Raw genomic sequence first — 18,631 nt, forward strand, 5'->3', positions numbered from 1 at the left:
GCGAATTGATTCCCGCTAGGAGATCGAACTGGTCAGCAGGGTTCCCGCGGCGCGGAAGATCTGATTCAGGCTTTGTGCGACAGCACTCATTCCCGCGACACTTCCCAGGGCGACGACGGCCATCGTAAGTCCATACTCGACCAGATCCTGTCCTGTCTCGTCGAGCAACTTTGCAGTGATATGAGGGAAAAGGCTGCGGATAAATTCGGGCATTGGATTCCTCTCGCTCTCTAGTAAATACCACGAAAATGCAAGCCTTCAACCACGAACATCTCGTGCGAACCAGAGTTTGCTTTCAACAGAGGAGATCGGAACAAAGATGACCTGGGATGAGATGACAAGGGTAATTCAGAAAGAGATTACAAAAGTGGCAGCGTGATGGCGGTGGGCTCGAATTGCGCTTTGAAGGATGGAGCAAAGGCGGAGCGAGCACTATGGGCCGCACAGAGCTCGAGAAGGAAGGAGCCGAAGACGATAGCCGGACGCGACCAGGCGCACTGTCAGAGAGAGCGCGGAATACCAACCTGGCTTCGGTCGCTAGTGGGTGACGCCGTTCACAATCGTCGTTCCGATGGAAACGAAAATGTGATTCACGCTGGTGGCCACGGCGGCCTCGCCGGCGATACAGCCGAAAGCGATCAGGCCAATGGCCATCGCGTATTCGGTCATGCCTTGGCCCTCGGTGCGATCGAGCACGAACTTTGCAGCAGCATAGAGTTTCAGGATGAGGTCTTGCATTCTGTGTCCCCTATCGTGAATGCAATCTGTCGGCGAGTTGCGCCGCATGTGCACCCAATTCCACAGCCCCGATGCATCAACTAAACGCTTTCCGGAGAGTTGGGCACAGATGCCGGGGGTCCATGGACCATAGTTCCCTGCCCTGAAATGGCTTAAATTCAACATGCGAAAGGAAAAGCCCCAACCTCTACGGATGGGGCTTTGTTTCTCGGCTTTTGCCGACCAAGGGGCGGCGGTCGCCTGGACGGCCAGTCCTCCGTGGGTGACTAGTCGTAGTACTCGAGGCCGAGGTGGGTGATCAGGTCAGCGCCCATGATATGACGCAGTGTGTTCTTCAGCTTCATCGACTGGATAAAGAGATCGTGTTCGGGATACAGGCCCTCGCGCGTCTGCGGAGACTTGAGGTAGAAACTGAGCCACTCCTGGATGCCGATGGACTGAAGCGATGGTGTGCGCTTGGCGAGATCGAGGAACAGGACCAGATCGAGCGCAATGGGTGCGGCGAGGATCGAATCGCGACACAAGAAGTCGACCTTGATCTGCATGGGGTAGCCGAGCCATCCGAAGATGTCGATGTTATCCCAGCCTTCCTTGTTGTCGCCGCGCGGCGGGTAGTAGTTGATGCGGACTTTGTGGAAGATATCCTTGTAGAGATCGGGATAGAGCTCGGGCTGGAAGATGTATTCGAGCGAGCCAAGCTTGGACTCTTCCTTGGTCTTGAACGACTCGGGGTCGTCGAGGACTTCGCCATCGCGGTTGCCGAGGATGTTGGTCGAGTACCACCCGGAAACGCCGAGCAGGCGCGCTTTGAATGCCGGTGCGAGGACAGTCTTCATGAAGGTCTGACCGGTCTTGAAGTCCTTGCCGCAGATGGGCGCCGCGTGCTTCTTTGAAAGCTCGATCATCGCCGGCACATCGACGGTCAGATTCGGTGCGCCATTTGCAAACGGTACGCCCTCAGTAAGAGCGGCATAGGCATATATCTGCGATGGAGCGATGCCGGGATCATTCGACTCGAGGCCTTGTTCAAAAGCCTCAATGGACTGATGAACGGCAGACGGTTCGAGGAAGATTTCTGTCGAGCCGCACCAGATCATGACGACGCGGTCGACCGTCTTCCTGAAGGCCTGAATATCGGAGCGCACCTGCTCCGCCAGGTCGCGTTTGTTCTTGCCCTTCTTCACGTGAGTGCCGTGCAGGCGCTTGACGTAGTACTGGTCGAAAACTGCGGGCAGGGGCTTGATGGTTTCGAGAAAGGGCTTCAGTTGCTGGAGCAGGTCTTTGTCGAGCACTTTGGCGTGCGCGGCGCTCTCGTAGACGTTGTCTTCGAATATGTCCCATCCGGTGAAGACGACGTCATTCAGATTCGCGAGAGGAACGAATTCTTTCAGCAGCGGCGACTTGTTGTCGGTCCGCTTGCCGAGGCGGATCGTGCCCATCTGGGTAAGAGAGCCGATCGGTTTGGCAAGACCGCGACGGACTGCTTCAACGCCGGCGATCATCGTGGTGGCCACGGCGCCGAGTCCAACGACCATGACTCCAAGCTTGCCCTTGGCGGGCTCAGGCTTCGTAACAGCGGTCTTCGGGCCGCCTTGTTCTGTAGTGCTCATTTCGTTTTTCCTAACCTTCCTTTGATTGCATTACGATTCCAAAAATTTCGATTCACGCAGACGCAACAGTGTACTCCCGCAGGCCGCGGACATTCCGAGCCGCGCCCATCACGCCTCACTGGCTTGGCGGAAGCGGTTGATATGGCTCCATACAAACCAGATGACAGCGGCCAGAAGACCCAGCTCCACCACCAGGTGAAAGCGATGAAAAGCCTGCTCGAATCTTGGATCTGTGTGCCACTTTTCTCCGAGCTTCATGCCGACGTAGGCAAGGCCAAAGCACCACGGCCACGATCCAATAAAGGTGTAAACATGGAACCGCAACTGGGGCATTCTTGCCACGCCTGCGGGAAATGCAATAAACGTCCTGACCACCGGCAGCAACCGGCCCACAAGCACGGTGATGGTGCCGTACTTCTCGAAGAAGTGTGTCATCCGGTCGAGGTCGTGGTGGCTCATGAGCACCCAGCGACCATAGCGCATCACGAGCGGACGTCCACCCGCAGCGCCGACCCAATAAGCGATTACGGACCCGAGGTTGCAGCCAATCGCGCCCGCGGTGGCGGCCCAGAATAGGCTGAACCGGCCGGTGTAGACCAGATAGCCGGCAAAGGGCATGATGATTTCGCTCGGGAGCGGGACACAGGCCGATTCGATGCCCATCAATGCGGCAATGCCTGCGTATCCCAATGAGCCGATGACCTGGGTGACGAAGTGAATCAAAAAGGGCAAAATGCGTTCAGTCATGGGCTCTTTATCAGTATATAGGTTTGAGTCCGGTCAAGTCGGATGGAACATAAGCCTTCATAGGCTGCGGAAAGACCGTCGAAGCGGGCTTTGTATCAAGGCATGACTTTCCGGGATCCCCGCGGACAGGACTTCGTTCGTGAGGTGGCTTGAGTCATGCCGATAAGGCCAACAAAATCGGCATGGGCGCGACGATCCGAATCAAAAATCGACTTTTCCCGCGCCTGTCGAGACCACTGAATAGATGTGACGCGCAGCGCAGGGCCTTCAGGCCCGGGCTTCATATCCTGCTACGATTGAGTTGATTCGAACGCACGTCCGAGGTGTTTCCGTTGCCTGACTTTCCTCCTGTTCCGCTTACCCTTGAGGGGTCTGCGCTGTTGCATCAGTTTTTTCGCTTTGACTGGAAGTCGTGGCGCGCCTGCGCCGACTCCGATCGTTCGAAGATGGTGGCGGACTTTACATCGGCGTTCCTGCAACTTGAACACTCAAACGATGGAAGGGTGCAGACAGGACTCTTCTCGGAACTGGGACACAAGGGAGACCTGATCCTCATTCACTTTCGCGACTCCTTTGAAGCGCTGAACCAGGTCGAGTTGGAACTGGCGCAGACCGCCTTCTACGACTTCCTGATCCCGACGCACTCCTACGTTTCCGTCGTCGAACTGGGACTGTACGAGTCGAGCCGGAAGACGTATGAAGCAGCGTCGGCCAAGGGTTTCGACAACCACACGCCGGAGTGGAATGCTGAAGTCGAAGCGTCGCTCAAACGCGGAGCAGAGGCCATGAAGCCGCGGCTCTTCCCTTCCATTCCCGATGCGAAGTACCTCAGCTTTTATCCCATGGACCGCAAACGCGGCGAGAAGGTGAACTGGTACACGGTGCCATTTACCGAACGGCAGCGCATGATGCACGAACATGGCATGATCGGTCGTCGTTACGGCGATGTTGTAAAGCAGATCATCTCAGGCTCGATCGGGATGGACGACTGGGAATGGGGCGTAGACCTGTTCGCCGATGATCCAGTCGTCTTCAAGAAGCTGATCTACGAGATGCGGTTCGATGAAGTAAGTGCGGTGTATGCGCTGTTCGGGCAGTTCTATTTGGCGCTGCGGCTCCCGGTAGAGAAGCTGGGCGAGTGGCTGAACGGAAAGCTCTAAGAGAGATTCGCACAAGCCGATTTCAGCTTCAATCGAATGCCGGCTTGTTTGCGCTCTCGATGACCACTACCTCAACGGAGCCCTTCTCAGGTTGAAGCTTCAGGCCCAGCTGTTCCCGCAGCGCAGTGAACAGGCCGGGCAACGCAGGATCGGCAGTGGTGCCATCGCCATTGTCCTGCGCCCAGTTGAGTTTGAAGTCGTACTCCCCCGTCAGCCCGGTCTGGTTGAGAACCATCCTGCCGCCTGTCTCCCGCTGGTAGTCCAAATCGTCTGCGAACGCATCCATCGAAGTTGCGATCGCGATCATGCGCCCGTTCGTGGTGGAGATATGGTTGCCTTTCTCGGCCGCCTCAGGCGAAGTGGGAGTGAGTTTTGCGCCGGACTTGTCGATCACCAGCGCAAAAACCGGCATTTTCCGTTGATCGAGGCGCGCCTTCAGCGCGAACCGTTCGACCAGCAGCGACTGAAGCATCGCATTTTGTTCTCGTCGTTTCGCCAGCCAATCCATCGATTTCATCTTCGCGATTTCGGTCTCATCGATCTTTGCACTGATGTCGAATGCCTGTTTGTCGAGCCAGTCCGGGCCACTCAGAACCTGGGCGTCGGTTTTGAGACCATATGCGGATTTGATCAAGTGTCGAAGCGTGTAGTTCTCGATGAGAATCCGGTCTGCTGAACCGTGCCAGCTTTGGTTTCGGTCATCGGGCTTGCTCGGCTTGATCGCTGCTACTTCAAAGTGAGGAGTCTCGTCAGCAGCGGCAACAGCAGGCTTAGTCTGCGCTCTCGCGCTACGCACACTGACGGCGGCGAGTGACAGCGCAAAGAAGATTGAGAGCAAGAATCTGCAGGCACGCGCACCGCGAACCGGTTTCGAGACGAGATCGGCTTTGCAAGTCTCTAGTACCATGGATCAGCAGGAATCCTCGCGACTATGGCTACAAAAAAGACATTGAAAAAGACAGCTGCCAAAAAGGCGTCTTCCCCGCGCAGATCGACCCCGAAACTGCCCGGCGCCATTTCGATAAAGACGTTATCACAGCGCGCTGCGCTCGCTCCTGAGCGCATCGCCGCGATTCTGAAGGCCCTTGACGAGGCGTATCCCGATGCGGTGTGCGCGCTGACGCATCGGACGCCCTGGGAACTCCTCGTCGCCACCATTCTCTCGGCGCAGTGCACGGATGTGCGCGTCAACATGGTGACTCCCGAGTTGTTCAAGCGCTTCCCTACTCCGGCGGCAATGGCGAAGGCGGAGTTGCCGGAACTGATCGAAATTATCCGGACCACGGGGTTCTTCAATAACAAAGCGAAGTCGATCAACGGTGCCGCAAAAAAGATTACCGAACAGTTCGGCGGCAAGGTTCCTGAGACGCTGGCCGAGTTAATCACCGTTCCGGGTGCGGCGCGCAAGACGGCGAACGTGGTCCTCGGCGTGAGCTTCGGCAAGGCCGAGGGTATAGTTGTCGATACGCACGTCTTCCGCATCGCGCACCGGCTCGACCTCACCAAATCCGATACTGCCGAAAAAGTCGAGCAGGACCTGATGCGCATCCTTCCGAAGGATCACTGGATTCGTTTTTCGCATCAGGTGATTCACCACGGACGTCAGGTGTGTATCGCGCGCAAACCCAAGTGCGACAAGTGCAACCTCGAGCAGCTTTGCCACTCGAAAGACAAAACCTGGTCGTCCTGAATCGCGCGCTCTTATCCGTGCGGATGGATGAAATAGACGAGGCCGAGATAATCGTCCGACAGCAGAAAGCTGTCTTTGTCCACGCGCAGAATTCCGCAGGGGCGCCCGTGCACGACCGCCCTTCCATTCTCGAGTGTCAGAAAGCCGGTAATGAAGTCATGCGGTTTGCGGTCGGAGAGCGTGAACTCCACGAGGCGATAGCCGGAGCGAATCTGCGGATGGCTGGCGCCATGCAATGCAACCAGGAAACTGTCGCGCAGCGCGCTATTCTCCTGTGAAAAATACGCGAAGCCAAGTGGCGAGCTGTGCGCCGCAAAACTGGTGTACGCAGCCGGAACCAGTTCACACGATTTGAGCGCTGTGGGGGCAGCACCTAAATCAGCGTTGGGATCGAGGCTTTGCTTTTGCCCTCCTCCCGCGCTGAGATTTGTACCTGCTGCCGCAACGCTCTTCTGTTCTCCGTAGACAGAGTCATTGCTCCGGGGCTTGGGATCCGCGTTGCCTTCTGCGCGCGCGTCACGCAGGGTTGGAAGCGGTGTCTTGTCGAGAACCGCCTTGCCATTGGCGAAATAGCAGGTAGGCCAGCCGTAGTTCGGCGGCTGCTTCGCTGCAATGTTGAGTTCGAAGAACGTATCTTCCGGCAGCTTGTCGCCCAGATGGTCATCGCCCATGTTGGTCGCGAAGATCATCCCGCCATCGATCTCGTCAACCTGCTGCAGATCGACCGCATTGCGCAGTCCCTGCGCTTCAATCTTTTGATGCTTCCCATCCGGATCCATGCTCACGACCGACGCGCGCAGCACCTCATCCTCCTGGCAATAATTGCAGGATGATCCGATGGACACGAAAACCCGCGTGTCGTTGCCCACTTTTGCCATGGCCACGGTCCGCGTGAGATGCCAGCCGCCATATTTATAGTTCAGCCCGTAGTCGGGAAACTTGATCAACGTCTCCTGCGGAGAAGAAGGCGCATTATCGCCGGAGTTGTATTTGTAGCGCACGAGCCTGTCGGTGAGCGGCAGATAGAGCCAGCCCTGCCCGGTTGCGGCGTCGGTCCAGAAGGCGACGTTGTTGGGATTGCGGAGGTGATCGAGATAGTGCGTGACCTTCGCAAAGGTATGCGTCTTCTGGTTCCAGCCGTCGAGGATGAAAACTGATCCGCGGCGGTTATCGGAGAGATCCTGCATCCCCGTGGCGAAGATGCGGCCGTCAGGAGCTTTGGCGAAGAAGCGAACGCGCTTGAGCCCAGTTGCGGCAATGTTGATGTCGAGGGGGGCAGGCAATGCAAGCGTGATCGACTTGCCCGGCGCGTAGACCAGCGTATGTCGTTGTTGTGCGTTGCAGAAAAGGGCAGCCGCAGCGGCGAAGATCAGGCCAGCACATGAGCGAATGAACGCCGAACGCATAACTGGAGTTTAAATCTTCAGCGCGTGGCTGCCGAGTCCTCGCCGAGCGCGCAAACCGCCGCGGCGATGAGACCGGGGATGTCGTGCGGTGTGGCTTCGGCGGCGGGTTCCCAGCGGAGTTCGCGGAGAGTGCCGCTCGTCACCGGTCCAATCGAGATGGCTTTGACCCCGGCAAACGGAAAAGCGATGCCGGCGGCACGGGCAACCTCAGCAAGGTGTGTGGCGCTGGAGGAACTGGCGAAGGTGGCAGCGTCGATCTGCGTAGCGAGGGCTGCGCGCAGTTGGTCGGGTGCCGCCGCGGGGATCGCGTTCTGATAGGCATCCACCACGTTGACCACGGCTCCGGCATTCCGCAACGCGTCGGGGATGATGTCGCGGGCGACAGCAGCTCGGGCCAGTAGCACATGCTTGCCTTGAACGCGACTGCCGAGCGCGGCAACCATGCTTTCGGCAACGTAGCTTTCTGGCGTGAGGGTAACGTGAAGTCCCGCGTGGTGCGCTGCCTCTGCCGTGACCTGGCCGATTGCCGCGATGTGCGGTCCGTGATCACGGAGCCGGATCTTGAGGGCGATGGAGCGTTCCGCGATGACGCGCACCGTGTTGGCGCTCGTGAGGATCAGCCAGTCGTAACTGAAGAGACTGCGGAGTGCCAGGTCAAGCGGTACGTAGCTTGAGGGTGGCTGGATTTCCAGGACAGGGACCTCAACGGGTTCAGCACCGGCGGCGCGGAGTGCTCCACTCAGCTTGCCGGCCTGGTGCGCGGCGCGGGTCACGAGAATCCGGCGTCCGGCAAGGGGAGGCGCGGTCACGCGGATGCTCCAGTGAGTTCGATTCCGATCTTCAATCTGCTCTCCGGGCGAATGCCTCTTCGCCGTTCCGCCATGGATCCACTGGCAGATGCCCAAAGGCCTGAGACTGCAAAAGCCTCACGCCGTGTGACGGAATAATCTTACGCGGAAGCGCCAGCGGGAGGATTGGCGGTGGATTCAAGCAGCTGACCTGCACCGGCTTCGAGAAGCATTTCAGCGGCGAGTTGGCCGAGGGCAACGGGCCCGATTTCGGAGCGGCGCGACTCGTGATGGATGCGAACCGCCCTGCCGGTGGCCGGGTCGGCCACGACAGCGAAGATCTCCTGCCATTCCCCTGCTTCGTCCTGCGGCGCAACGCGGCAATGGATGCCAATGGGAACCTGGCAACCTCCCCCCAGTGCGGCAAGAGCGGCGCGTTCAGCGGTAACCGCGAAGCGCGTGGTTGGATCGTCGAGGAAGGCAATCGCGCCCATGGTCCTGGCATCGTCCTTGCGAGCCTCAATCCCGAGCGAACCCTGCCCGGCAGCAGGACAGAAATGATTCGGTTCCAGCCGTTCGCGCACCCACTCGGTCTTCTCAAGCCGATCGAGACCGGCGGCCGCCAGCAGGATAGCGTCAACCTGGCCTTCTGCGAGTTTGCGCAGGCGGGTGTCCACGTTACCGCGAAACTCCACGGCCTGAATGTCGGGCCGGATGGCCAACATTTGGGCGCGGCGTCGCTGGCTGCTGGTGCCCACCACTGCGCCCTTGGGCAGCGCGTGCAGACTGTGATATTTGACGGAGACCAAAACGTCGCGCGGATCGACCCGCCGCGGCGTCGCGGCCAGCATAAACGGTGCGGGAAGTTCCGTCGGCAGGTCCTTGAGCGAATGCACCGCCAGATCGACCCGACCCTCAGCGAGTGCATCTTCGATTTCCTTGGTAAACATTCCCTTGGATCCAACCTGCGCGAAGGTCACTTCCTGCAGCCGGTCGCCGGTCGTCTTGATGATTTCGATTTCCACCGAGTGACCGCGCGCTCGCAGCAGCGCAGCGATGTGATTGGACTGCCAAAGCGCGAGTTGCGAGCCGCGACTGCCGATGCGCAGATTCATTTGCCACCTACTGCACTGTGTTCACTTTGGCGGCGCTCCGCGCTTGGGCTCTCGTCTGCGGCACGGGCAGGAGGAACCGATTCCGATTGTGGTTGAAGCGGCTTCGCCTCCGCCTCCGACACTGCCGGCAACGACCACGCTTCGCAGAGTGCATCCACGCGGGTTGAGTCGTTTTCGCGCGCTGCCTGCTTCAGTGCCTGCATTGGTGGATGCAGGAACTTGTTGACGAGCCCGCGGGTAAGCGCTTCTACGGCGGCGAGTTGTTCGGCGCTGAGGACGCCCAGCTTGGCATGCATGCGCTTCAATTCGTTCTGCCGGATCTCCTCGGCCTGGTGTTGTAGCGAGACGATCGCCGGAGCGACGTTGACGGCCCGGCGGCGCTGGTGGAAGCGTTCGACCTCGGCGTTGATCAGCGCCTCGGCGTCGCCCGCCTGCGTCTGGCGCTCTGCGATGTGTGAGGCGGCAACGGCCTGCAGGTCGTCGATGTCGTAGACAAAGATGCCTTCCACCTTGTTCATCGCGGGATCGACGTCGCGCGGAACGGCGATATCAATGAAGAACATCGGCCGATTGCGCCGGCGATGCATGAACTGCTGGCCGTGTTCGCGACGGAAGATCGGATGCGGCGCGCCGGTCGAGCTGATCACGATGTCGGCTTCGGTGGCAGTTTCGTGGAGTTGATCGAAGGGGATAACGCGGCCCTTGAAAGGCTCGGCGAGCTGCCGGGCACGCTCGAGAGTGCGGTTGGTGACCAGAATAGCTCCGGCGCCCTGCTGCACCAGGTGGCGTGCGGCGAGTTCACTCATTTTGCCGGCACCGACCAGGAAAACGGTGCGCCCCTGCAGAGATCCGAAGATCTTGCGGGCGAGTTCCACCGCGACCGACGCGATCGAAACGGAGTTCGATCCAATCGCAGTTTCGGTCCGGACCCTCTTGGCGGCAGCAAAGGCGGATTGCAGCAGGTGTTCGAGCTGGCCTGAAACAGTGCCGGCAGCGCGCGCGGTGGCGAATGCTTCTTTCACCTGGCCCAGGATCTGCGGCTCGCCGACAACCATGGAGTCAAGGCTGGCCGCGACGCGGAAGAGATGGCGGACGGCCTGCTGATCGCGATGTTCGTAGATATGCGGAGCAAGCACCGTACGATCCAGACCGAAATGGTTATTGAGAAATGCGGTGAGGTCCGTCTTCGGCGATTCAACCGCCGCCAGCATCTCCACGCGGTTACAGGTGGAAACGATCATGCATTCGCTCACGCCGGGCTGAGCAGCAAGGGCGCGGGTGACGTCGGCCAGCTCGTCGCGGGAGATGGCGATGCGCTCGCGCAACTCGATGGGCGCGGTCTTGTGGTTGACCCCGATAAGAACGATCTCGCTCATGGGGCACCGAACCTGTGGACGTGGCTCACGGTGTTGGCCGCCCACACGCAGAGCATCACGATCAATACCGCGCCGGAAAGATAAGCCGCTTTGCGCCCACGCAGGCCGGCAGACTGACGCAGAAAGATCAGCAGGACGTAGAGTCCCCACATGGCATAGGAAGCAAGCACCTTGGGGTCTACAAAGTAGGACGCGCCCAGCGAGGTCTCCTGCACCAGTACGGCGCCCAGAATGAGGCCAACCGTCATGCACGGAAAGCCGAACAACAGCATGGCGTGGGCGATGCGCTCCAGGGTGTCGAGCGGTGGCAGCCAGTCCAGCGGTATCCACCAGGAGCCGTCAGTGGATTTGTGTTTGGCTTTCAGCCGGCGTTCCTGCACCAGGTAAAGCAGCGATGCCAGCAGGCTGAATCCGAGTGCGGCGTAAGCAGCCAAAAGTGCGGTAATGTGTGCGATCAGCCAGCTTGTCCGAACACCTTCACTGGGGAAGGCATAACCGCGGGTGCCCAGCGCCGGAACAAAGACCAGAAAGAATGTGATGGGCAGGGCGAATACCCCAAGCGAGATCGCGTCATAAAGCCACCACGCCAGAAAGAACAGGCCGGCAACGGCAAACCCAAGCAAAGATTCAGCTTCGCGGGCGCCAACCGGAACCCAGCGATGGGCCTGGACAAGCATTTCTACGGCAGAGACGAAATGAAAGAAGAAGGCCATGCCGCCCAGGTGCACGCACCACCGTCGTGCTCGCTCTGAGGAATTGAGCACGGCGGGGAAAATCGTGACACTTGCGGCCGCGTATAAGATTGTCGCGACTCTGAGCCAGAGGAGATGCATGCCGAACTCAAATCTAAAGCCTTAGCTCTCAGTATACTGTGATCCAAATCACCGTAACGGATCAGGCGAACCAGATGGCTGTGATCTGTTCCCAAGGAACTTAAAGTGATCAGGACCGCAATACACGTAATCGGCCTCTGCACAGCGGCTTGCCTGTTGGTCTTTACGGCTCAGGCGGTTGCGGGCCAGCCATCCAGCTTTCCAAAGAAGACCGGCGTCCAGAGGCCGGGCGTGCAGCACCCCATGACGAAACTCCCAAAGGCCGCCACCTTTGTCGTGAAAGGCGAACCCGATTGGCTGACAGCGACTTTGGACGCAGTTTGGGTAACCAGCGAAAAAACCGACAGCGTGGTTCGGCTCAATCCCAAAACAAACCAGCCGGGAAAGACAATCACCGTGCACAAGCCATGTTCGGGGCTGGCGGTAGGCTTTGGCAGCCTGTGGATTCCAAGCTGCGGCGACAAGACCGTGGTTCGTGTGAATGCAGAAACCGGAGCGCCGCAGGCGATCGTTCCGGCTGTGCCGGCAGATTCCGAAGGCGGCATTACGACGGGTGCCGGAAGCGTTTGGCTGGTGACCTCGGCCAAGGGCGAGCTGACGCGGATCGACCCCGCAACGAACAGGATCGTAGCGACCATCCGCATTCCAGCCGGGTCGTTCAATCCCCTTTTTGCGGCCGGCGCGGTCTGGGTCAGTTCGAATGCCGGCAATGCGCTCATCCGAGTAGATCCCGCAACGAATAACGTCCTAAGTTCCACGCCGGTTGGACCGAAGCCGCGGTTTCTGACTTTCGGCGCGGGGTCGATCTGGGTGCTGAACCAAGGCGACGGAACAGTCTCCCGCGTGGGTGCGAAGACCGGCAAGCTCTTGGCAAGCATTCCGGCGGGGATTCCCGGACATGGCGGCGAAATCACCTTTGGCGCAGGTTCGGTGTGGGCCACAGAGACCGAGTTTCCGTTGACCCGGATCGACGTAAAGACGAACAAGGTTGTGGCGCAGTGGCATGGCGACGGTGGGGATAGCGTCCGCTATGCGTTTGGCACAGTCTGGTTGACAGATTTGAAGGGTGGAAAGATCTGGCGGATTCCCTCTCCCCCATCGGGCCGCTGATCAGCCGGCGCTGGTGCTCTTCCGTCCGATGCAGCAGACCCAACCCTTGCTGGGCTCGCTCGCTACCGCAACTTCGCGAAATCCAGCGGTTTCGAGCAGCGTCCGGTGCTCGTCGAGAGTGAGCAGGGTCATGCCCGTTCGTGGGGCTGTTTTTTCGCAGAGGCGTGCTGTAACGGTGTTGGCGCCTTTGTAGACTTCTGCGATCAGGACGAAGGTCCCGCCGGGTTTGAGGACGCGGAGAACTTCGCGGACATCGTTTGGCAGATCGGGCCAGAAGAAGTGGGTTTCGACAGCGGTTACGAGATCGAACAAATCCGCGACGAACGGCATTTGCGAAACTGATCCATTGACGATTTCAACTTTTCCCGCCTTAATGGCCGCCTCGTTGATTTTTGTGGCAACGGCGACGCTATCAGCGGAGTAGTCGATTCCGTAGACCTTGCCCCCTTCCGACGCAATCGCGAGCTTGCTGATTGTGCGTCCACCGCCACAACCTGCGTCGAGCACGATGGACTCCCTGCCCACGATGAAGTGTGCGAGACCCCAGTCCGTGACACCGGAGTGCCGGGAGTTCATGTTGCGCAGTACGATACGCCCAAGCCATCCGCTCGGCTTACGGCATTGATTAGCGCGGGGAGCGGCATCCGTCATGCGAAAAATCTTAAACCGGCTGAGTCGTCCAGACGACCACAAATGTCGAGAGGGCAAGGCGTGGGATTGGTATTTAGGTGCCGATTCGGAACCAGCCGGTTTGCTCCTCGTTCTGCACAGGGCGCGGAGCAGTGACACCACGATAATCTGTAGGCTATCGTGCAACCCGCAGATCTTCAATCCGCGGCGCCGCCGCTGTCTCCCCCTGCCTCTGACGAGATGGAATTGGCGCACCCCGACGCGTCGGCCACCAAGGCCGGCGCGAAGTCGCTCGAGCCCACTCCTTTCATGCGCCAGTGGTCGGCCGCCAAGCGGGAGAACCCTGATGCGCTCCTCTTCTTTCGCATGGGCGATTTTTACGAGCTGTTCTACGACGATGCGGTCACAGCAAGCCGCGAACTCCAACTGACATTGACAGCGCGCGACCGGGAACGGCAGTTGCCGATGTGCGGCGTTCCCCATCACTCGGTCGAAGGTTACCTGAGACGGCTGTTAAGCAAGGGCTATCGGATCGCGATCTGTGACCAGATGGAGGATCCGAAACTCACCAAGAAGATTGTGAAGCGCCAAGTCACCCGCGTGCTGTCGCCGGGGACGGCGCTCGACCCTGCGCTTGGGCAGGAACGGAACAATTTTCTGGCGGCATATTTCGAAAGCGGTCCCGAAAAACAGACAGTGTGCGCGGTGGCACTGCTCGACGTTTCTACAGGTGAGTTTCGTACAGCGGAGTTTCAGGGGCCGAAGGCACGCCAACAGGCCCTGGAGGACCTGTCGCTCGCATCGCCGAGCGAGGTGCTGCTGCCATCGAGCGCCCAGACGCCGGGGGCCCTCGAAAACATCGTCGCGCGTACCCGCGTCGAAGACTGGGTATGGACGCGCGACTTTGCGGTGCCGCTTGTCGAACGCCAACTGCAGGTGCGGTCGCTCGAAGGCTTCGGGCTCATCGGGCATGAGGCCGCGGCGATTGCCGCCGGCGTTGTTCTGCATTACGTCCGCACGACGCAGAAAAACGAAGCGCTGCACATCGATTCGCTGAAGTTTCAGGAGCATTCGACCGCACTCGAACTCGACCAGGTGACGGTGCGGAATCTTGAACTCGTCGAACCACTCTTCGCTGGACAGGATGAGAGAGTCACTCTCTTCCGTACGCTCGATGCCTGCGTGACGCCAATGGGGAAGCGCCTGCTGCGTGCGACGATCCTGCGGCCCTTGATCGATGCCGAAGTTTTGAACGCGCGCTATGAGGCCGTGTCCGAGGCACACGCCGATCTACTCAAGCGCGAAGAAGTACGGCGGGCATTCGATGGCATCCTCGATCTTGAGCGTTTGCTGGCACGCCTGAGTCTGGATTCGGCCGGTCCACGCGACGTGCGTGCATTGGCCGCCAGCCTTGCGCGTTTGCCGCAATTGAAGTCCGCCGTCGAGGCCATGCAGGCTGCGTGCTGGCGGAAACTGCTTAGCCGGCTGGACACGCTCGAAGATGTAACAGTACGCATTGCTTCGACGCTGGTGGCGGAGCCTCCGCTGACCATGGCCGACGGCGGAGCGATTGCCGCCGGCGTCGATGCAGAGCTCGACGACCTGCGAGCCATCTCGTCGACGGGACGGCAGTCGATTGCAGCGATCGAGGAGCGAGAGCGCGCGCGCACAGGGATAGGGTCGCTGAAGGTCCGCTACAACTCCGTCTTCGGCTACTACATCGAGATCACGAAATCAAACCTCGCCCTGGCCCCGGCGGATTATGAACGCAAGCAGACGCTGGTGAATGCAGAGCGGTTTACAACGCCGGAGCTGAAAGAGTACGAAGTCAAGATCTTGACCGCGCACGACCGCTGCATCGATATCGAGAAACGGATTCTTGCGGAGCTTCGGGAAAAGGTGTTGCAGGCCGCCGGCAGAATCCGGCAGGCGTCGGCTGCGGTTGCCGAAGCGGATCTGCTGACTAACTTTGCCCACCTCGCGGCGCTGCGCCGTTACGCGCGCCCGGTGCTGACCGAGGAGCCTGTGCTGGAAGCGGTCGCGGCGCGACATCCTGTGATCGAACAGTGGATGGAGGACACGCGCGAAGGGCGCTTCATTGCCAACGATCTCTATCTGAACGCCAACGAGAACGGCCCGAGCCTTCTGCTGATTACAGGCCCAAACATGGGCGGTAAAAGCACCTATCTCCGCCAGGCCGCGATGCTGGTGCTGATGGCGCAGATGGGCAGCTTCGTTCCGGCGCAGAGTCTGCGGCTAGGGCTGGTGGATCGTATCTATACGCGCATCGGTGCCAGCGACAACGTGGCGCGCGGCCGCTCCACCTTTATGGTGGAGATGACCGAGACGGCAACCATTCTGAACACCGCAACGAAGCGCTCGCTGATTCTGCTCGACGAGATGGGACGCGGCACCGCAACGTTTGATGGGCTATCACTGGCGTGGGCCACGGTCGAATATCTCCACGCGGAGACGGGTGCACGCACCCTGTTCGCAACCCACTATCACGAACTGACCATGCTGGCCGAAAAGCTGCCCCGCGTGCGCAATCTGCGTGTCGGCGTCAAGGAAGGCGCGGGCGGCATCGTCTTTCTGCATACTATCGAGCCGGGAGCGGCGAGCAAAAGCTATGGCATCGAGGTTGCAAAGTTGGCGGGATTGCCCGCGGCCGTAATCGAACGCGCGAAGCATGTATTGCGACAGCACGAGAAGCAGGAGCGCCAGAGCGTGCAAGTTGAAACCGCGCCCGAGCCTATGCAGTTGACCATCTTCACGCCCCTCTCGCAGCGCATCGTCGATCGCGTCGAGGCGGTGGATGTAAATGCGCTCACGCCGCTCCAGGCACTGAATCTGCTCGAAGAGCTTCAACAAGAGCTCAAGGAAAAATCATGACAATGACGGTGCGCCAGGCTGCGGGAAGCCTGCTGGTGGTGGGACTGGGCGGAACGGAGTTGACGGCGCTGGAACGCGCCTGGCTCGGGTTGGTGCGTCCAGGTGGCGTCATTCTCTTCCGGCGTAACATCAAGGACCCGCAGCAGACGCGCGCACTGCTTGAAGAGGCCACCGGATTCTGCTGCCCCAGGGCCATTCGTTGCGTTGACGTGGAAGGTGGAACGGTGAATCGTCTGCGCGATGCGCTGGCGCCGATTGCGTCGGCGCAGGCCGTAGCTGCCGCCGCACGCATTCCCAGTTCCTCCCCGAAAAAGCAACGCGCTTCCGGTTCTTTACCACGGCAGCACGGCGAATTGATTGCGCGCGCGGTGAAGGCGTTCGGGTTCAACACCACGCTTGCGCCAGTGGTCGATCTTGCATTGCCCGAAGCGGCCGAAGTCCTCGGTTCGCGCACAGCCGGCGCGAATGCCGCGGAGGTGATCGCATACGCGCGCGACCTTCTGGCCGGCATCGCCGCACACGGAGTCATCAGTTGCGGCAAGCATTTCCCGGGACTCGGAGGAGCGGCCGGCGATACGCATTTCGTAACGCCCGCGATTGAACGTTCTTGGCCGCAGATGTGGGATGAGGATGTCGTTCCCTATCGCGAGCTGCACCGGGCGATGCCGATGATCATGATGAATCATGCCGCGTATCCGCACACGCCGGGCAAGAACGAACCGGCCAGCGCTTCGCGATTCTGGATCACGGAAACGTTGCGCAAACGAATCGGCTACAAAGGCATCATTCTCTCCGACGATCTGGAGATGGGTGGCATCTTGAAATTCTTGCCCGTCGAAGAAGCGGCGGTGGCGGCCATCCGCGCCGGATCAGACCTGCTCGAAATCTGCCACAGCCCCGAGCTGATTCTGCGCAGCTACGACGCGCTGGTTTCCGAGAGCGAGCGCTCGGCGGCCTTTCGCAAAGTGCTGATGACCACCGCGCGGGATGCCGCACGCAAGCGCGCCCGACTCTACGCGCGCGGTATCGCGCCGCCGCTCAACGCGACCAGGCTCGAAGCGCTGCGCAAAAACATTCTCGACTTCAACCGAATCGTAACGACCATAACGAATGCCGCGGCCGACGCAGCACCCAGAGCGGCCTCTCCCGCGGAGGCTTCGTGAAACTGAAGCCGATGATCGTGGCCGGCATCATGAGCGGAACGTCGGCGGACGGGATCGATGTTGCAGTCGTCCAAATCGCGCCTGCCAGGGGACGGCCGAACCTGACGCTTCTGGTGCATCGGGGATTCCGCTATCCGCCGGCACTGCGTCGAGCGGTTCTGACGGCGATGAATGCAAAGTCCACGACGACTGCTGAACTCGCAAAGTTAAATTGGCGGCTCGGCATCGCCTACGCCGAAGCGGTGAAAGCGACAATCAAGCAACACAAAATCAAAATCGATCTAGTCGGGTGCCATGGCCAGACGCTCTACCACCAGGCGCGTCCCGCATCCTACGCGGACAAGAGTTTTGCCTGCACGTGGCAGGCGGGTGAGGCTGCCATAATTGCTGCGGAAACCGGTGTTCCCGTCGTCTCGAATTTTCGGACTGCCGATATGGCCAACGGCGGACAGGGCGCGCCGCTTGTTCCTCTCCTCGACTACGTCATGTTCTCCGACCCCAGGCGCAATCGAGTGTTACAGAACATCGGAGGCATCGCAAATCTGACTGCCCTTCCCGCTGGCGCCTACAGCGACAAGATAGTTGCCTTCGACACCGGCCCCGGCAACATGGTGATCGATGCGCTGGCACTGAAGCTCTTCAACAAGAACTACGACCGCAATGGAACGACCGCAGCAAAGGGTCAGATTCTTGTCCCGGTCCTGAAGGAGATGTTGCGCGATCGCTACTTCGCGCTGAAGCCTCCGCGAACAACAGGACGCGAGCAGTTTGGGCGCGAGTACGCTGCGAGCTTTCTCGCAGCCTGTCGCCGCCACAGCCGGAAACCCGAAGATGCGCTGGCAACGGCTACCGCGCTCACTGCGGAAACAATTGCGCGAAGCTTCGAGAGCTTCGTGTTGCCAACGATGAGAAGCAAGCCAATTGACTACATCGTTTCCGGCGGAGGCGCGCGCAACCCGACCTTGATGAAAATGCTCGAGGCGAAACTCGGCCCGCTTGGTTGCACCCTATCGACGACAGAGCAGTTCGGCATGCCCGCCGAAGCAAAAGAAGCCGCAGCGTTCGCCCTGATGGCGTGGATGACCTGGCATTACCTCCCGGGAAATGTGCCCTCCGCGACCGGCGCCAAACGACCCGTCATCCTGGGACAGTTCAGCTATGCGTAAGCTGCTGTGCATTGCTGCGCCGTTCTTCACTCCGGCGCTCGCGAAAAGCTGAAAACAGAGCACTCCCGTCACGCTGGTCTTTCATCTACGCCCCTGAACTAAATCCATAACCACGTCGCTCCGCATCGGCATCCGTTCCCGCACATTTGCGCGCCACACCTCCCTTCACGACGAGCTGGAGCTTAAGTTTTCCTTAAGAGCCGCTTC

At 59.8% G+C, this 18,631-nt stretch carries 17 protein-coding genes; 6 read left to right on the forward strand and 11 right to left on the reverse strand.

What is annotated here, in order from left to right; translation table 11 throughout:
- Positions 1-15: 15 nt before the first annotated feature.
- From VK574_RS08020 to VK574_RS08035, 4 genes are all read right to left on the reverse strand, one after another.
- A complete protein-coding gene (locus tag VK574_RS08020) occupies positions 16-213 on the reverse strand; it encodes a hypothetical protein (RefSeq protein WP_472799314.1) in 198 nt (65 codons plus the stop codon).
- 324 nt (positions 214-537) lie between these two features.
- Positions 538-738, reverse strand: a complete 201-nt coding sequence (locus tag VK574_RS08025; RefSeq protein WP_472799315.1) for a Flp family type IVb pilin — start codon at positions 736-738, stop codon at positions 538-540.
- 266 nt (positions 739-1,004) lie between these two features.
- Positions 1,005-2,348 (reverse strand): inositol-3-phosphate synthase, encoded by a 1,344-nt coding sequence (locus VK574_RS08030; protein ID WP_472799316.1) that lies wholly within the window; start codon positions 2,346-2,348, stop codon positions 1,005-1,007.
- A gap of 108 nt (positions 2,349-2,456) precedes the next feature.
- Positions 2,457-3,095, reverse strand: coding sequence for a DedA family protein (locus VK574_RS08035; RefSeq protein ID WP_472799317.1), 639 nt, complete (start codon positions 3,093-3,095; stop codon positions 2,457-2,459).
- 332 nt (positions 3,096-3,427) lie between these two features.
- Here VK574_RS08035 and hemQ point away from each other — a divergent pair, with 332 nt between their 5' ends.
- A complete protein-coding gene (gene hemQ / locus VK574_RS08040) occupies positions 3,428-4,255 on the forward strand; it encodes a hydrogen peroxide-dependent heme synthase (RefSeq protein WP_472799318.1) in 828 nt (275 codons plus the stop codon).
- Positions 4,256-4,283: 28 nt separating this feature from the next.
- Here the strand turns inward: hemQ and VK574_RS08045 are convergent, their stop codons facing one another.
- Positions 4,284-5,093: a TIGR03435 family protein gene (locus VK574_RS08045; RefSeq protein ID WP_472799319.1), complete on the reverse strand. Its 810-nt coding sequence runs from the start codon at positions 5,091-5,093 to the stop codon at positions 4,284-4,286.
- A gap of 93 nt (positions 5,094-5,186) precedes the next feature.
- Here VK574_RS08045 and nth point away from each other — a divergent pair, with 93 nt between their 5' ends.
- Positions 5,187-5,945 carry an endonuclease III gene (gene nth, locus VK574_RS08050; protein WP_472799320.1) on the forward strand — a complete coding sequence of 253 codons (759 nt, stop codon included), beginning with the start codon at positions 5,187-5,189 and terminating at the stop codon, positions 5,943-5,945.
- Positions 5,946-5,956: 11 nt separating this feature from the next.
- On the opposite strand, the gene VK574_RS08055 is transcribed toward nth, so the two are convergent.
- The 5 genes from VK574_RS08055 to VK574_RS08075 form a co-directional block, all read right to left on the reverse strand.
- On the reverse strand, positions 5,957-7,351 hold the full coding sequence (locus VK574_RS08055) for a PQQ-dependent sugar dehydrogenase (RefSeq protein WP_472799321.1): 1,395 nt from the start codon (positions 7,349-7,351) through the stop codon (positions 5,957-5,959).
- 17 nt (positions 7,352-7,368) lie between these two features.
- Positions 7,369-8,160, reverse strand: coding sequence for a uroporphyrinogen-III synthase (locus VK574_RS08060; protein ID WP_472799322.1), 792 nt, complete (start codon positions 8,158-8,160; stop codon positions 7,369-7,371).
- Positions 8,161-8,300: 140 nt separating this feature from the next.
- Complete coding sequence (gene hemC, locus VK574_RS08065; RefSeq protein ID WP_472799323.1) at positions 8,301-9,254, reverse strand: hydroxymethylbilane synthase; 954 nt, start codon at positions 9,252-9,254, stop codon at positions 8,301-8,303.
- Positions 9,251-10,630 (reverse strand): glutamyl-tRNA reductase, encoded by a 1,380-nt coding sequence (gene hemA, locus VK574_RS08070; RefSeq protein ID WP_472799324.1) that lies wholly within the window; start codon positions 10,628-10,630, stop codon positions 9,251-9,253. The genes hemC and hemA overlap by 4 nt, the downstream gene beginning before the upstream one ends.
- The gene (locus VK574_RS08075) at positions 10,627-11,463 is read right to left on the reverse strand and encodes a cytochrome C assembly family protein (RefSeq protein ID WP_472799325.1); all 837 of its coding nucleotides are present in this window, start codon (positions 11,461-11,463) and stop codon (positions 10,627-10,629) included. The genes hemA and VK574_RS08075 overlap by 4 nt, the downstream gene beginning before the upstream one ends.
- 105 nt (positions 11,464-11,568) lie before the next feature.
- On the opposite strand from VK574_RS08075, the gene VK574_RS08080 reads away from it, so the two are divergent.
- Positions 11,569-12,573 carry a Vgb family protein gene (locus tag VK574_RS08080; RefSeq protein WP_472799326.1) on the forward strand — a complete coding sequence of 335 codons (1,005 nt, stop codon included), beginning with the start codon at positions 11,569-11,571 and terminating at the stop codon, positions 12,571-12,573.
- On the opposite strand, the gene VK574_RS08085 is transcribed toward VK574_RS08080, so the two are convergent.
- Positions 12,574-13,224 carry a class I SAM-dependent methyltransferase gene (locus tag VK574_RS08085; protein ID WP_472799327.1) on the reverse strand — a complete coding sequence of 217 codons (651 nt, stop codon included), beginning with the start codon at positions 13,222-13,224 and terminating at the stop codon, positions 12,574-12,576.
- A 219-nt stretch (positions 13,225-13,443) separates the two neighbouring features.
- On the opposite strand from VK574_RS08085, the gene mutS reads away from it, so the two are divergent.
- From mutS to VK574_RS08100, 3 genes are read left to right on the forward strand one after another with little or no spacing between them, the layout of a single operon-like run.
- Positions 13,444-16,095, forward strand: a complete 2,652-nt coding sequence (mutS, locus tag VK574_RS08090; protein ID WP_472799409.1) for a DNA mismatch repair protein MutS — start codon at positions 13,444-13,446, stop codon at positions 16,093-16,095.
- Positions 16,092-17,258, forward strand: a complete 1,167-nt coding sequence (gene nagZ / locus VK574_RS08095) for a beta-N-acetylhexosaminidase (protein WP_472799328.1) — start codon at positions 16,092-16,094, stop codon at positions 17,256-17,258. Before mutS ends, nagZ begins: the two co-directional genes overlap by 4 nt.
- Positions 17,255-18,424, forward strand: coding sequence for an anhydro-N-acetylmuramic acid kinase (locus tag VK574_RS08100; protein ID WP_472799329.1), 1,170 nt, complete (start codon positions 17,255-17,257; stop codon positions 18,422-18,424). Before nagZ ends, VK574_RS08100 begins: the two co-directional genes overlap by 4 nt.
- Positions 18,425-18,631: the final 207 nt, after the last annotated feature.

The organism is Occallatibacter sp., assembly GCF_035317045.1.
Taxonomy (GTDB): Bacteria; Acidobacteriota; Terriglobia; order Terriglobales; family Acidobacteriaceae; genus Telmatobacter.

What these genes read in the sequence shown, in the direction of transcription:
- VK574_RS08020 (WP_472799314.1), bottom strand. Translation starts at nt 213, where the DNA reads ATGCCCGAATTTATCCGCAGCCTTTTCCCTCATATCACTGCAAAGTTG.
- VK574_RS08025 (WP_472799315.1), bottom strand. Translation starts at nt 738, where the DNA reads ATGCAAGACCTCATCCTGAAACTCTATGCTGCTGCAAAGTTCGTGCTC.
- VK574_RS08030 (WP_472799316.1), bottom strand. Translation starts at nt 2,348, where the DNA reads ATGAGCACTACAGAACAAGGCGGCCCGAAGACCGCTGTTACGAAGCCT.
- VK574_RS08035 (WP_472799317.1), bottom strand. Translation starts at nt 3,095, where the DNA reads ATGACTGAACGCATTTTGCCCTTTTTGATTCACTTCGTCACCCAGGTC.
- nth (WP_472799320.1), top strand. Translation starts at nt 5,187, where the DNA reads ATGGCTACAAAAAAGACATTGAAAAAGACAGCTGCCAAAAAGGCGTCT.
- VK574_RS08055 (WP_472799321.1), bottom strand. Translation starts at nt 7,351, where the DNA reads ATGCGTTCGGCGTTCATTCGCTCATGTGCTGGCCTGATCTTCGCCGCT.
- hemC (WP_472799323.1), bottom strand. Translation starts at nt 9,254, where the DNA reads ATGAATCTGCGCATCGGCAGTCGCGGCTCGCAACTCGCGCTTTGGCAG.
- hemA (WP_472799324.1), bottom strand. Translation starts at nt 10,630, where the DNA reads ATGAGCGAGATCGTTCTTATCGGGGTCAACCACAAGACCGCGCCCATC.
- VK574_RS08075 (WP_472799325.1), bottom strand. Translation starts at nt 11,463, where the DNA reads ATGCATCTCCTCTGGCTCAGAGTCGCGACAATCTTATACGCGGCCGCA.
- VK574_RS08085 (WP_472799327.1), bottom strand. Translation starts at nt 13,224, where the DNA reads ATGACGGATGCCGCTCCCCGCGCTAATCAATGCCGTAAGCCGAGCGGA.
- mutS (WP_472799409.1), top strand. Translation starts at nt 13,444, where the DNA reads ATGGAATTGGCGCACCCCGACGCGTCGGCCACCAAGGCCGGCGCGAAG.
- nagZ (WP_472799328.1), top strand. Translation starts at nt 16,092, where the DNA reads ATGACAATGACGGTGCGCCAGGCTGCGGGAAGCCTGCTGGTGGTGGGA.